The organism is Lysobacter sp. CA196 (assembly GCF_052078695.1).
In the GTDB taxonomy this organism is placed as follows: Bacteria; Pseudomonadota; Gammaproteobacteria; order Xanthomonadales; family Xanthomonadaceae; genus Lysobacter.
The window spans coordinates 152,630-166,072 of sequence record NZ_JBQJIN010000009.1; the positions used below are offsets into that span (position 1 = coordinate 152,630).

General features: G+C 66.8%; 11 protein-coding genes. 5 read left to right on the top strand and 6 right to left on the bottom strand.

The window, feature by feature from the left end:
- The first annotated feature begins 2 nt into the window (after window positions 1-2).
- Complete coding sequence (locus ACTOWK_RS11010) at window positions 3-1,205, top strand: dipeptidase (RefSeq protein WP_441330211.1); 1,203 nt, start codon at window positions 3-5, stop codon at window positions 1,203-1,205.
- Window positions 1,206-1,321: 116 nt separating this feature from the next.
- Here the strand turns inward: ACTOWK_RS11010 and ACTOWK_RS11015 are convergent, their stop codons facing one another.
- From ACTOWK_RS11015 to ACTOWK_RS11025, 3 genes are all read right to left on the bottom strand, one after another.
- Entirely contained in the window at window positions 1,322-1,954 is a 633-nt protein-coding gene (locus ACTOWK_RS11015; protein WP_441330212.1) for an outer membrane beta-barrel protein, read from the bottom strand.
- Between the two features lie 234 nt (window positions 1,955-2,188).
- Window positions 2,189-2,377 (bottom strand): 30S ribosomal protein THX, encoded by a 189-nt coding sequence (locus tag ACTOWK_RS11020; protein ID WP_031373010.1) that lies wholly within the window; start codon window positions 2,375-2,377, stop codon window positions 2,189-2,191.
- A gap of 175 nt (window positions 2,378-2,552) precedes the next feature.
- Entirely contained in the window at window positions 2,553-2,960 is a 408-nt protein-coding gene (locus ACTOWK_RS11025; protein WP_441330213.1) for a MerC domain-containing protein, read from the bottom strand.
- A gap of 92 nt (window positions 2,961-3,052) precedes the next feature.
- Between ACTOWK_RS11025 and ACTOWK_RS11030 the strand changes: the two genes are divergently transcribed.
- From ACTOWK_RS11030 to ACTOWK_RS11040, 3 genes are all read left to right on the top strand, one after another.
- A complete protein-coding gene (locus tag ACTOWK_RS11030) occupies window positions 3,053-5,083 on the top strand; it encodes a TonB-dependent receptor (RefSeq protein WP_441330214.1) in 2,031 nt (676 codons plus the stop codon).
- Window positions 5,084-5,354: 271 nt separating this feature from the next.
- A complete protein-coding gene (locus ACTOWK_RS11035; protein ID WP_441330215.1) occupies window positions 5,355-5,750 on the top strand; it encodes a MarR family winged helix-turn-helix transcriptional regulator in 396 nt (131 codons plus the stop codon).
- 426 nt (window positions 5,751-6,176) lie between these two features.
- Window positions 6,177-7,433 carry an MFS transporter gene (locus tag ACTOWK_RS11040; protein WP_441330216.1) on the top strand — a complete coding sequence of 419 codons (1,257 nt, stop codon included), beginning with the start codon at window positions 6,177-6,179 and terminating at the stop codon, window positions 7,431-7,433.
- 526 nt (window positions 7,434-7,959) lie between these two features.
- Here ACTOWK_RS11040 and ACTOWK_RS11045 read toward each other — a convergent pair.
- Complete coding sequence (locus ACTOWK_RS11045; protein WP_441330217.1) at window positions 7,960-8,448, bottom strand: transcriptional repressor; 489 nt, start codon at window positions 8,446-8,448, stop codon at window positions 7,960-7,962.
- A 31-nt stretch (window positions 8,449-8,479) separates the two neighbouring features.
- The gene (gltX, locus tag ACTOWK_RS11050; RefSeq protein ID WP_441330218.1) at window positions 8,480-9,880 is read right to left on the bottom strand and encodes a glutamate--tRNA ligase; all 1,401 of its coding nucleotides are present in this window, start codon (window positions 9,878-9,880) and stop codon (window positions 8,480-8,482) included.
- Window positions 9,881-10,147: 267 nt separating this feature from the next.
- Here gltX and lpxH point away from each other — a divergent pair, with 267 nt between their 5' ends.
- The gene (gene lpxH / locus ACTOWK_RS11055; RefSeq protein ID WP_441330219.1) at window positions 10,148-10,882 is read left to right on the top strand and encodes a UDP-2,3-diacylglucosamine diphosphatase; all 735 of its coding nucleotides are present in this window, start codon (window positions 10,148-10,150) and stop codon (window positions 10,880-10,882) included.
- Between the two features lie 121 nt (window positions 10,883-11,003).
- Here the strand turns inward: lpxH and ACTOWK_RS11060 are convergent, their stop codons facing one another.
- Window positions 11,004-13,283: a TonB-dependent receptor gene (locus tag ACTOWK_RS11060; RefSeq protein WP_441330220.1), complete on the bottom strand. Its 2,280-nt coding sequence runs from the start codon at window positions 13,281-13,283 to the stop codon at window positions 11,004-11,006.
- Window positions 13,284-13,443: the final 160 nt, after the last annotated feature.

The window sequence follows — 13,443 nt, forward strand, 5'->3', positions numbered from 1 at the left end:
CCGTGCGAACCGTTCTCGCTCTTGCCCTGCTGCTGTCGTCGCCGTTCGCGCTCGCCGACCAGCCCCTCAGCGCGGGCCAGCGCTTCGCCCAGGACGCGATCATCGTCGACACTCACATCGACGCGCCGAGCGGACTGCTGCGTCGCTGGAACGACCTCGGCGTCGATACGCCCAAGGTCGAGTTCGATTACCCGCGCGCACGCCAGGGCGGGCTCGATGTCGCCTTCATGTCGATCTATACCTCGCCCGGCGAAGACGTCGCCGGCACCGCGCAGCAGACCGCGCACACCCAGATCGACGCGGTCGAGGCGATGATCGGCCGCCATCCGGACAAGTTCGCCCTGCTGCGTTCGCCGGCCGACCTGGAACGCCTGCACGAACGCGGCCAGCGCGTGCTGCTCGCGCTCGGCATGGAGAACGGCGCGCCGATCGGCGACGACCTCGCCCAGCTCGCGCGCTTCCACGGCCGCGGCGTGCGCTACATCACCCTCGCCCATGGCCAGGACAACCGCATCAGCGATTCGTCCTACGACAAGCACCATAAGTGGAAAGGCCTGAGCCCGTTCGGCGAGAAAGTCGTCGACGAAATGAACCGGCTCGGCATCATGGTCGACGTTTCGCATCTGTCCGACGACGCCGTGCTTGGCGTGCTCGCGCGCAGCAAGGCGCCGGTGATCGCGAGCCATTCCGGTCTGCGCCATTTCACTCCTGGCTTCGAGCGCAACCTCAGCGACGAGCTCGCCAAGGCGGTCGCGGCGAAGGGCGGCGTGGTCCAGATCGTGTTCGGCAACGCCTTCGTCGACCCGGCCTCGGCCGCCGACACCCAGGGCTATTTCGACGCCAACGCCAAGTTCGAAAAGGAACAGGCCGCCGCACGCGCACGCGGCGAAACCGTGCAGACGCAGGAATCCTTCGACCATGCCTGGGAGACATCGCATCCGCCGCGCGCGGTCAAGATCGATGCGGTGCTGAACCAGATCGACTACGGCATCAAATTGCTCGGCGCCGATCATGTCGGCATCGGTTCGGACTTCGACGGCGTCAGCGGCGCCCTGCCGGAAGGGCTGAAGTCGGTCGCGGATTATCCGAATCTGATCGAAGGCCTGAAGGCGCGCGGCCACTCCGACGAAACCATACGCAAGGTGCTCGGCGGCAATCTGCTGCGGGTGTGGAGCGCGGTCGAGAAGCTGGCGCAGAAGTCGTAAGGCGGCCGGGTTGTGCATGCAGGACGGTCGCGGCTTGCGCCGCTCGTACTCTTGCAAAGCCGCAACGAAGAAGCCCGGCTTGCGCCGGGCTTCCGCTATCGCAGGTACGCAACCGCTTAGAAGCTGGCGCGGACACCCAGGTTGAACTGGCTGACCTTGTCGCCGAATTCGGCTTCGCCGACGATGCCCCAGGTCTCGTTGAACTTGACCAGTGCGCCGATCGTGCCGCTGAACTCGCTTTCGTAGACGTCGCCGTCGGTGTAGTTGGCCTTGACCCAGCCTTCGAAGTTCGCCGCCAGATCGCCGCGCAGACCGAGCGAAGCGCGGAAGTCGTCGCCTTCGCCGGCTTCTTCGTCTTCGACGTCGACTTCGGTGCGCAGGTAGCTCAGCTCGCCGGTCCAGTCGACGCGGTCGGACAGGGTGTGGTGGTAACCCAGGCCGACGTGGTACTGCTTGGCGTCGAAATCGGCTTCGCCGAGACGGGTGCCGAGGTAGCTGACGTCGATCTCGTCGCTGCCCTGGCGGTAGCCGCCGAACAGGTGCATCGCGTCGCTGACCGCGACCGAGCCGGCGATGTAGCCGCCTGCAGCCTTCGGGTCCTGGATGCTGATGTCTTCATCGATGCTCGGCAGTTCGAACTTCTGCACCGAGTAACCGCCTTCGACGTAGTTGTAGCTCAGGCCGTCCGCAGCGGCGGCCGCAGTCGAGGCCATGGCCAGCGCAAGCGCCAGCGCGAGTTGCTTCTTCATAAATCCCCTTGATCCTTCGAAATGTGATGACCGTTCCCTTCCTCGGGAACGCGCGCATCTTAATGAAAAAATTACACCTTGTCTGTGTGTACCCAAGGGCATAGGCACGGCCCGGAAAACTCCGCCGCGACGAGCTTCCACAGCGGCGCCACGCCGAGTGCGCAGGCCCGAAAACAGACAAAAAAAAGCCCCGCGATGCGGGGCTTTTCGTCCAGCGTCGGCGTTGCGGCCGGCTTATTCCTTGGCAGCGGTCTTCTTGGCCACGACCTTCTTGGCCGGTGCCTTGGTCGCGCTCTTGACGGCGGTCTTCTTCGCTGCCGGCGCGGCGGCGGTGCCGGTCGCCTTGCTCACGGCCTTGCGGGCATTGCCGTAGCTGGAGTTGTAGCGCTTGCCCTTGGCGGTCTTGCGGTCGCCTTTACCCATGGTCGTGCTCCTAATTAAGACGTTCTACAGTTGAATCGAATGGTGGTCCGCGCAGGCTGCAGGCGATTTCGCCGGGGGCCGAGGCCCGGTGTCCGGCGCTGCGCGGCCGCGCGCGAGGCTGCGAAGCCTAGCACAAGCGTCGATCCGAGGCGTTCGCACCCGCTCTCGCGGGCGCTCAGTGGGCGCAGCTGGCGTCGTGGACGTGGCTGTGGTTCAGGCGCAGGTTGGCCAGATGGGCCAGGCCGACCAAGGTGCCGCCGAAGGTCATGGCGATGGCGTGCGGCAGAGTCGAGCCGTGCAGCGGCGGGTACAGCACGCCGATCCACAGCACGCTCAGGCCCGGAACCAACAGCGACAGCGCGCGCACGGCGTGGTGGCGGCGATAGCCGGAGATCAGGCTGGCCGTGCCGAGCATGCTGGCGAAGATGACGAAGGCCAGTTCGAAGCCGTCGTCGAACCAACCGGCAAAGCCCAGCGAGGGCAGCACCGCGATCAGCAGCGGCAGCGCTGCGCAATGAATGGCGCAGGCCAGCGAGCCGAAGGCGCCGATCCGGTCGATTAAGCCGCGTAGCAATGAAGACATGGGGGGATGACTTCTGGGATGGTTGTCAATTGGTAAACGTTACTTTATAACATTTCACCATCCCCCGCCAGTTCATCGTCAGCCGGTTCATCATGCCCAAGCCCATCCGTTCATTCCTCGGCGCACGTCGCAGCGCGCTCACTCTCGCCCTGACCCTGGCCCTGCCGGCCGTATTGGCCACGGCCCAGGCTGGTGCCCAGGAGCCGCCCGCCGGCACCGCCAGCGACACCCGCCACGACAAGGCTACCAGCCTCGACGCCGTCGTCGTCACGGCCACCCCATTGCAGTCCAGCGCCGAGGAACTGGCCCAGCCGGTCGAGGTGCTGGCCGGCGAAAAGCTCGACGAAGCGCGCGGCGCCACCCTCGGCGAGACCATCGGCAAGCTGCCCGGCGTGCAGAGCTCAAACTTCGGCGCCGGCGTCGGCCGCCCGATCATTCGCGGTTTGGAAGGCCCGCGCGTCGGCGTGCTGACCGGCGGCCTCGCCAGCCAGGACGTGTCCACCGTCAGCCAGGACCATAACGTCACCGTCGAGCCCTTCCTCGCCGACCAGATCGAAGTGCTCAAGGGCCCGGCCACCCTGCTCTACGGCAGCGGCGCGATCGGCGGCGTGGTCAACGTGGTCGACGGCCGCATCGCCGAGCGCCCGCTCGACGAGACCGTGTCCGGCCGCGCCGAAATCCGCCACGACACCGTCAACGACGGCGTCACCGGCATGGCCCGCGTCGATGCGATGGGCGCCGACGGCGCGCTGGTGCTGCATGCCGACGGCGTGTACCGCAACAACAAAGACTACGAGACCCCGCTCGGCCGCCAGCGCAACAGCTTCGTCGACACCAAGACCGGCGCACTCGGCGCCTCGCTGGTCGGCGACCTGGGCTTCCTCGGCTTCTCCGCCGCACGTTACGAAGACCGCTACGGCAATCCCGGCGAACCCGGCGACGCGCTCGAAGGCGAAGCGCCGGTGCACATCGACATGAAGCAGAACCGCTTCGAGCTGAAAGGCGGCGTCAACCAGGCCTTCGGCATCTTCAGCGGCCTGCGCGCGAGCGTGGCCAACACCGAATACGAACACATCGAATTCGAAGGCGACGAAGTCGGCACCCGCTTCCTCAGCGATGCCACCGAAGGCCGTCTCGAACTGACCCATAAGCCGTTCGCCGGCTGGGTCGGCGCGGTCGGCGTGCAGGGCTACGAGCGCAAGTTCCAGGCGATCGGCGAAGAGGCCTTCGTGCCGAAGACCAAGACCCGCGCCGCCGGCCTGTTCGTCACCGAGCAGCGCACCTGGGACCCGCTGCAGCTGGAACTCGGCGCGCGCGTGGACAAGATCGAAAGCTCGCCGTTCGGCGCGGCCAAGCGCGATTTCACCCCGGTCAGCCTGTCCGCCGGCGCGCTGTGGAAATTCAGCGACGCCTGGCGCCTGAGCCTCAACCTCGACCGCGCCGAACGCGCGCCGGCCGAGGAGGAATTGTTCGCCCACGGCCTGCACGCGGCGACCGCGTCGTTCGAGATCGGCGACGCCGATCTGCGCAAGGAGCGCGCCAACCAGGTCGAGCTCGGCGTGCACTACCACGGCGCGAAATTCGAGGCCAAGCTCGCCGCCTATCAGACCCGTTTCGACGGTTTCATCTATCTGCTCGACACCGGCGAGATCGAGGACGACAGCCCGGTGCGCCAGTGGAGCCAGGCCGACGCCAAGTTCACCGGTTTCGAGGGCGAGGCGATCGCGCATCTGTTCGACGGCGACGCCGGCAAGTTCGATGTGCGCGTGTTCGGCGACAGCGTGCGCGCCAAGCTCGACAACGGCGGCAACCTGCCGCGCATCGCGCCCGGCCGGGTCGGCGGCGAGCTGCGTTGGGACGCCGATTCCTGGCGCGCTTCGCTTGGTGCGACGCGTTACATGAAGCAGGACAAGGTTGCCGCCAACGAAACCGCGACCGATGGCTACACCTTGGTCGACGCCCACCTGGCCTACCACTGGGACGCCGGCAATCTGGGTTACGAGGTGTTCCTCAACGGCAGCAACCTGACCGACCAGGAAGCGCGCGTGCACACCTCCTTCCTCAAGGACACGGTGGTCCTGCCGGGCCGCGGCGTCGATTTCGGCGTGCGGGTGTTCTTCTGATGGCACTTTGTCCAATGGGCGCCACCTGACTTCGGGGTTCGCAACGATCTCTTTCCAAGTCGTGACCTGACGCTTCCCCGTGGCCCAGACGCCGACCTCGTGTCGGCGTTTGCGGTGACGACGCAATTAGGTGTATATACACCCAATGAGCGCCCGAACCGAATCTGCCCCCACCCCCACCCCCACCCCCACCCCCACCCCCACCCCCACCCCCACCCCGACGCCGACGCCGACGCCGACGCCGACCCAGAGCGTCTGCACCTGTTTCCGCATGCGCAAACTCGCGCGGCTGATGAGCCAGCGCTACGACCAGGCTCTGGCGCCGGCCGGGATCAACCTCAACCAGTACTCGATCCTGCGCCGCACCGGCGGCCAGGGCCGCCCGCTCGGTGAGATCGCACGCGAACTCGGCATGGACCGCAGCACCCTGAGCCGCGACCTCAAGCCGCTGGTGCAGGCGAACTGGATCGAGACCGTGGCCGGCGTGGATGCGCGCCAACGCCGCCTGCGCATCACCGCCGAAGGCCAGCGCGTGATCGAACGCGCACAACCGCTATGGCGACAGGCGCAGGACGCCATCGACCGTGGGCTCGGCGCCGAAGGCATCGCCGCCCTGCACACGCAATTGGACCGCGCGATCGCACAGTTGCAGGACGACGGGCCATGAGCGCGCCGATGCGCACGATCCGCTCCGGGTTCCTTGCCTCGTTCCGGCGAAAGCGCATTGCGTCCTGCATCGGCGGAACCGAATGCTCGAAGCCTTTCATGCAAAAACGCTCGAGGTCTCTGGATTCCCGCCTTCGCGGGAATGACGAGAGCAGCAGACCAGCGTCGATCCTCACCGACGCGCATTCGAGCCTCGCAGCATCGACAGAGGGATCGGGCAAATACTGCGAGTTACTTACCGTTCGCCACTCCGCGAGAGCCGGCGCTTCGCTTCAGCGAAGTTGCCCTGCGCGGGAGTCGCCGCAAACAGCCGCGCGACTGCATTCGCCGGAAACGCACTGAAGTTCCTCGTTCCTGAAGTTCCTCGCTCGCGAACACCACGCTCGCCCAACCCCTCCCCGCAGTTTCCTCTGCCGCCGAGAATCCCATGAGCACGACGTCCTCTCCGCCCACGATCAAACCCGCGTCCTATTGGCCGCTGCTGCTCGCCGCCACCGCGATGCTGATGATCACCATGGGCATCCGCCAGTCGCAGGGCTTGTTCGTCAAACCGATCGGCCAGAGCACCGGGCTCGGCATCGCCGAGATCAGTTTCGCCCTGGCGATCGGTCAATTCGTCTGGGGCGCGGTGCAACCGGTGTTCGGCGCGCTGGCCGATCAACGTGGGCCGGGGCGCGTGTTGGTGTTCGGCGGCGTGTTGTTGATCGCCGGCATGGGGCTGACGCCGTTCGTGTCGTCGCAATGGGGCTTGATGGTGACGCTCGGCCTGCTCGGTGCGGCCGGCGCCGGCGCCGGCAGTTTCTCGATCCTGATCGGCGCCACCGCGCAGCGCTTGCCGGCGGAAAAGCGCTCGATGGCGGCCGGGTTCATCAACGCCGGCGGCTCGCTCGGCCAGTTCGTGTTCGCGCCGCTGGTGCAGGCGGTGATCGCCGCCTCAGGCTGGATGATGGCGATGTGGACGCTCGCCGTCGCCGCCATCGCGACCCTGCCGCTGGCCTGGCCGTTGCGGCGTCGCACGCCGCCAGTTGCTGCGCACGGCGCCGTCGCCGCTGCAGCGCCGGTCGAGATCGGCTTGCGCGCGCAATTGCGCATCGCCTTGCGCGACCCGAGTTATTGGATGCTGCATTTGGGCTTCTTCACCTGCGGCTTCCACATCGCCTTCCTGGTCACCCACCTGCCCGGCGAAATCGCCTTGTGCGGTTTGTCGGATAACGTCTCGGCGGTGTCGCTGGCCCTGATCGGCTTGTTCAACATCGCCGGCAGCCTCGCCGCCGGTTGGCTCGGCCAGCGCTATCGCATGAAGCACCTGCTCGCCCTGATGTACGCCGGCCGCGCGGCGATGATCGCGATCTATCTGCTGTCGCCGCCGACGCCGTTGACCTTCTACTTGTTCGCCGCCGGCCTGGGTTTGACCTGGCTGGCGACGGTGCCGCCGACCGCAGGCCTGGTCGGCAAACTGTTCGGGCCGCGCTACTTGGGCACCTTGTTCGGCCTGACCTTGTTCTCGCACCAGATCGGCGGCTTCTTCGGCGCCTGGTTCGGCGGTATCGCGATGGCGAAGTTCGGCGACTACACCTGGATGTGGTACGCCGACATCGTGCTGGCCTTGCTGGCCGCGCTGGCGAACCTGCCGATCCGCGAAGCGAAACCGGTCATGACGGGCTTGGTGCCGGCGAAGGCTTGAGTTGCGGCGTAGACCACGGCTCACGCCCCGACGCATCTACCTAGCAGTTCCCCCCTTTGAAAAAGGGGGGTTAGGGGGGATTTGCTTTCGCTTCGCAAATCATCGCGACGTGAAGCCAAATCCCCCGCGCCAGCCAGCCTCACCCGACTTCAAGCAACGCAAGGCGCAGCCCCTTCTGCAAAGGGGGCGACTTCGAGCGGCCCTATATCCGAAGGTGCGGATCATCAGAAGCTTGCGCATCATCGAGATGCGTGACTTCCCCCCCCTTTGAAAAAGGGGGGTTAGGGGGGGATTTGCTTTTGCTTCGCAGATCATCGCGATCTGAAGCCAAATCCCCCGCGCCAGCCAGCCTCGCCCGACTTCAAACAACGTAAGGCGCAGCCCCCTTCTGCAAAGGGGGCGAATTTTCAAAGGGGCGCTTTTCGCGGTGACGGCTCAGAGGGAGGAACTCGCGCGGCTACGCGGTTCCGAATCCCGAATCCCGAGTCCCGAGTCCCGAGTCCCGAGTCCCGAGTCCCCAATCAGCTTAGACCTTGGCGGCGACGCAGTCGGCGCACATGCCGTGCACTTCCAGGGTCTGCGCCTGCGGCACGAAACCGAGCGCCCGGGCGCGGCCTTCGAGCAGGTCGACGATGCGTTCGTCTTCCAGCTCGGTCGCCGACTGGCAGCTGTCGCAGATCAGGAACGGCACCGCGTGTTGAGCGCCGCCCGGGTGATGGCAGCCGACATAGGCGTTGATCGAGGCGAGCTTGTGGATGAAGCCGTGCTCGAGCAGGAAATCCAGGGCGCGGTAGATCGTCGGCGGCGCGGCGGCGTCGTGGGTGGCCTTCATCTGGTCGAGCAGATCGTAGGCCTTCATCGGCTTGCCGGCGTCGGCGATCAGGCGCAGGGCATGGGCGCGGATCGGAGTCAGCCGCAAGCCGCGCTGTTCGCAGGCCCGCTCCACCTCCTGCACGAAGGCGTTGCCGTCGTGGACGTGGTGCTGGGGATCGGTACAGGCGTGGCTGGTGCTCATGGCGGACTCCATTATCGCGGCGCGATGCTTCCTACGCAGGGAGTTTAGTGAGGGCGGCGTCGATGCGTTGCAAGGCCTGGGCCTGGCCGGCCAGGTACACCGTATGCGAGATGTCCGGGCTGACCTGGGTGCCGGTGATGGCCACCCGCAGCGGCTGGGCGACCTTGCCCATGCCGATGGCCAGCGCTTCGGCGGTCTCGTGCAGGGCCGCCGACACGGTCTCGGTGGTCCAGGCGCTGAGCTGGCCCAGGCGGGCACGGGCCTCAGCCAAGGGCGCGCGCGCATTCGCGGTCAGGTGCTTGGCGACCGCCGCATCGTCGTACTCGGTCAGCGGCCGGTACCAGACCGAGGCGCGCTCGGCCATGTCCTTGAGGGTCTGGACGCGGTCGCGCAAGGCGATCACCACGTCGGCCGGAGCCGGGCCGCTGGCCAGGTCGTAGCCGTTGTGGAGCAGATGCCATTCCAGGTGCTGGCCGACCGCGACCGGATCGTCGCTCTTGAGGTACTGCTGGTTGAGCCAGCCGAGCTTGGCCGAGTCCAGGCGCGAGGCCTTGGAGTTGACGTCCTTGAGCTCGAACAAGCGGGTCATCTCCTCGATCGAGAAGATTTCCTGGTCGCCGTGCGACCAGCCCAGGCGGACCAGGTAGTTCAGCAGCGCGTGCGGCAGATAACCGGCGTCGCGGTACTGCATGACGTCGGCCGCGCCGGTGCGCTTGGACAGCTTGTTGCCCTCTTCGTCGAGGATCATCGGCAGATGCGAGAAATGCGGCACCGGCGCGCCCAGCGCCTGATAGATGTTGATCTGGCGCGGGGTGTTGTTGACGTGGTCGTCGCCGCGCACGACATCGCTGATGCGCATGTCGAGGTCGTCGACGACGACGGCGAAGTTGTAGGTCGGGTAGCCGTCGGCGCGGAAGATCACCAGGTCGTCGAGTTCGTTGTTGGCGATCTCGATGCGGCCCTTGACCTTGTCCTCGAACACGACGGTGCCGTCGAGCGGGTTCTTGAAGCGGATCACCCGGTTCGGGTCGTCCCGGTAAGGCTCGTTGCGGTCGCGATAGGCGCCGCTGTAACGCGGCTTCTCCTTCGCCGCCATCGCCGCGTCGCGCGCCGCGGCCAACTCTTCCTTGGTCTCGTAGGCGTAATAAGCCGTGCCGGCCGCGACCATCTGCTCGGCGACCTCCTGGTAACGCGGCAGACGATGGGTCTGGTAGACCGGGCCTTCGTCGTAGTCCAGGCCCAGCCATTGCATCGCCTCCAGGATCGCGTCGATCGCGGCCTGGGTGCTGCGCTCCTGGTCGGTGTCCTCGATGCGCAGGATGAACTGACCGCCCGCGCGGCGCGCCTCCAGCCAGCAGTACAGCGCGGTGCGCGCGCCGCCGATGTGCAGGTAACCGGTGGGACTGGGGGCGAAACGGGTGCGGCAGGTCATGCGGGGCTCGGTGAATCCAGGGAGACCGGGGATTTTAACGGAGCCGGGGCGCAGGCGTCGGGAAAAGCCGCGAACCGGCGCCCGTGCAGGGGTTCGAACCGATTACGAGCCAGGCTCCGGCACCTGCCGCAGCCGCCGGTCCCGTCGTCCCGACGAAAGCCGGAACCGATCCCGAGCTCGCCCCGGCTCGCTCATCCCTCGGCCGGCCGACGGAGCGCCGTCCATCGCCCACCACGCGCCCTTAACCGGCGTGGCTAAACTAAGCCCATGACGACCCTCTTCATCTCCGACCTCCATCTCGACGCCGAGCGTCCGCAGATCACCGAACTGTTCGGCCGCTTCGTCCGCGACGAAGCCCGCGGCGCCGAGGCCTTGTACATCCTCGGCGACCTGTTCGAAGCCTGGGTCGGCGACGACGACCCGTCCGAGACCGGCGCCTACGTCGCGCGCGAGCTCAAGACCCTGTCCGACAGCGGCGTGCCGGTGTATTTCATCCGCGGCAATCGCGATTTCCTGCTCGGTCAGGACTATGCGCGGCGCGCCGGCATGAGCGTGCTGCCCGACCCCGCGGTGGTGCCGCTGTACGGCCACCCGACCCTGATCGGCCACGGCGACCTGCTGTGCACCGACGACCTCGCCTATCAGCAGTTCCGCGCCCAGACCCGGCACCCGGCCTGGCAGGCGCAGTTCCTGTCGCAGCCGCTCGCCGCACGCCTGGCCTTCGCGCAACAGGCGCGCGCCGCGAGCAAGGCGCATCAGGCCGGTCTGCGCGACGAGGGCCGCATGGAAACCATCACCGACGTGTCGCCGGCCACGGTGGCCGACACCTTCGCGCGCTACGGCATCGACCGCATGATCCACGGCCACACCCATCGCCCGGCCGTGCACGAGTTGGACGTCGCTGGACACGCCTGCCGGCGCATCGTGCTCGGCGATTGGTACGAGCAAGGCTCGGTGCTGCGCGTCGACCGCGACGGCGCCCGCCTGCAGGCGCTGGACTGAGCGAGCCGCCTACGGCTCCGTCGCAGAAACGAAAACGCCCGGACGCGAAGTCCGGGCGCTCGCATGAGACGGTTGGATCGAGCCCGATCCAAGCGCCCCGCCGCATCGGGACCGATGCGACTTAGAACCTTACCTCGGCGGTCAGGAAGGCCTGGCGCGGCGCACCCGACTGCACGGTGTAGTTGAGGCCGCGCGGGTCGGAAGCGACGAAACCGTTGGTGCCGAGGCTGCCGAAGTACTGCTTGTCGAAGGCGTTGGTCAGGTTCAACTGCAGCTTGAACGCGTCGGCCCAGGACAGCTCCTTCCACTCGTAAGACGCCGAGGCGTCGACCACCCAGAAACCCGAGACCGAGGAATCGTTGAGGTAGGTCAGGTAGCGCTTGTCGGTGTACTTGGCGCCGAGCTGCAGCGACAGGCCGTCGCGTTCCCAGCGCACTTCGGTGGCGTACAGGCGCTTGGGCGCATCGACGACCTGCTTGCCCTTGGTGCGGACCAGAGTGGTGCCGTCGAGATAATCCGACTCGTACTGCGAATCGTTGAAGGCCAGCGAGTGGTACCAGCTGAAGCCGGCGAACGGCTTCCACACCACGGTCACTTCGGCGCCGCGGCTTTCCACGTCGCCGACGTTGGCGAAGCTCGACGCGCAGCCGACGATACCGGCGCAACGCGCGATGGCGAGCAGACGGTTCTCGAAGTCGACCCGGTACACCGCCAGCGAAGCCTCGAACTGCTCGCGACTGGTGCGCAGGCCCGCTTCCAGAGTCTTGGAGCTTTCCGGTTCCAGCGAGGCGACGGCGGCATTGAACGCGGCCTGCGAGGTCGAATGCGGGCCGTTGACGCCGGTGCGGAAGGCCGACAGGTTTTCGCTGTAGGAGCCGAAGATTTCCTCGTGCTCGCTCAACTGCCAGCGCGCGCCGAGCTGCGGCAGGAAGTTGTCTTCCGAAACCAGCTTGCCGCTCGCGCGGCTGGCGCCGCCGATCAGGGTCTTGCCGTCGGTTTCCACGCGCAGGCCCTTGAAGCCGGCATCTATCGCCAGGCGGCCGCCGATCAACTCCATGTGGTCCATCACATAGAACTGGCGGGTATCGGTATCGAAGCGCTGGCGGAACACGCGCGCGCTCGGGTTGCGGTAGAAGAAGATCTCGTTCGGCGCTTCGTTGCGCTGCAGGTCGTAGAAGTTGCGCTGCACGCCGTGGGCGTTCTTCTCCAGCCATAGGCCGGCCTGCAGGCGGTGGTCGCCGATCTGCCAGGTCAGGCTCGGCATGATGCCGGTCCGCTCGATGTCGTACTCGGTGGTGCGCATGCGCAGCGGCACGGTCGGCGAGACCGCGTACGGCGTCGCCCAGTGACCCTGGCCCTGGTTGTTGTGGTAGTACACGGTCGCCGCCAGCACCAGGTCGTCGTTGACGTTCCAGTCGGCGCTGAGGTAGGCCAGGTCGTCGTCGCGCACGCCGCGGGCGATGTAGTACGCATCGTCGAGGCTGGTCACGCCGCCGCTGAACTTGCCGTTGGCCGCGTCGATCGCGCGCTGCCAGTCGTTGGCGTAGTTGTCCCAATCCATGCCGAGGCGGCGCGCGGAGTCGAGCGACAGATCGGCGTAGTCGGTTTCGCGGCGGCGCGAGGTCGCGGCATACCCGGTGATCTTGACCTCGTCGTTGGCATAGACGAACTTGCCGTTGAACTGACCGTTACGCTGCGGGCCCTCGCCCTTCCACTTGTCGGTGGTGTGGAACACGCCGCTGAGGTAGGCGCTGAAGCCGTTGTGGTCGCCGGTGTCGATGCGCGCATAGGTGCGGCTGGTGGCGTCGCTGCCGACTGTCTGGGCCAGGCGCAGGCCGTACTCGGCCATCGGGTCGGCGCTGAAGAAGCGCAAGGTGCCGCCGAGGTTGCCCGAGGACGCGGTGTCGATCGCGCCGCTGCCCTGCGAGAGCTCGGCGCCCGACAGATTCTCGGAGGCGATCGCGCGGCTGATGTGCAGGCCGTTGTGGTTGCCGTAGCTCATGTCGCCGAGCGGCACGCCGTCGAGGGTGAAACCGAGCTGCTGCTGCGAGAAGCCGCGGATGCTGAGCTTGCTGGACCACTCGTAGTTGCCCCAGGGATCGGAGCTCTGGAAGTGCACGCCCGGCAGCTTCGCCATGATCTTGAGCGGACTGGTGCCGGCGGCTACGCGCTGCAGATCCTGCTTGCCCAGCGATTGCACCTGGCGGGTCTGGCCGGTACCGACCACGGAGACCGCGTCGAGGGTGGTGGCGTCGTCGACCGCGCCCGCGCCGACGGCGGCGGTGGCCGGATCGGCAGCGGCAGCAGTGGCGGAGGCAGTGATGGTTTCTGCGGCGAAGCTGTTGCCGGCGTACAGGCAGAACAGAATCGAGGCGGCGAGGAGCGTCGTCTTCGTCGTCATTTCAGGGAACTTCCAAATCAGAGTGGCCGCCGCGCGTAATGCGCAGTCCGCTCTTGGGCGGCGTCAGAGCGAAGCCCGCAAGTCTGTCGATTCGGTGTGAACGGGATATTTCAGAACCGCGTCAGTTGGTGGATTCGGCAAAGACGCTATGCGCCGACGA

Coding starts and splice junctions, on each gene's coding strand:
- ACTOWK_RS11015 (WP_441330212.1), bottom strand. CDS start 1,954: ATGAAGAAGCAACTCGCGCTGGCGCTTGCGCTGGCCATGGCCTCGACT.
- ACTOWK_RS11020 (WP_031373010.1), bottom strand. CDS start 2,377: ATGGGTAAAGGCGACCGCAAGACCGCCAAGGGCAAGCGCTACAACTCC.
- ACTOWK_RS11025 (WP_441330213.1), bottom strand. CDS start 2,960: ATGTCTTCATTGCTACGCGGCTTAATCGACCGGATCGGCGCCTTCGGC.
- ACTOWK_RS11030 (WP_441330214.1), top strand. CDS start 3,053: ATGCCCAAGCCCATCCGTTCATTCCTCGGCGCACGTCGCAGCGCGCTC.
- ACTOWK_RS11035 (WP_441330215.1), top strand. CDS start 5,355: ATGCGCAAACTCGCGCGGCTGATGAGCCAGCGCTACGACCAGGCTCTG.
- ACTOWK_RS11040 (WP_441330216.1), top strand. CDS start 6,177: ATGAGCACGACGTCCTCTCCGCCCACGATCAAACCCGCGTCCTATTGG.
- ACTOWK_RS11045 (WP_441330217.1), bottom strand. CDS start 8,448: ATGAGCACCAGCCACGCCTGTACCGATCCCCAGCACCACGTCCACGAC.
- gltX (WP_441330218.1), bottom strand. CDS start 9,880: ATGACCTGCCGCACCCGTTTCGCCCCCAGTCCCACCGGTTACCTGCAC.
- lpxH (WP_441330219.1), top strand. CDS start 10,148: ATGACGACCCTCTTCATCTCCGACCTCCATCTCGACGCCGAGCGTCCG.
- ACTOWK_RS11060 (WP_441330220.1), bottom strand. CDS start 13,283: ATGACGACGAAGACGACGCTCCTCGCCGCCTCGATTCTGTTCTGCCTG.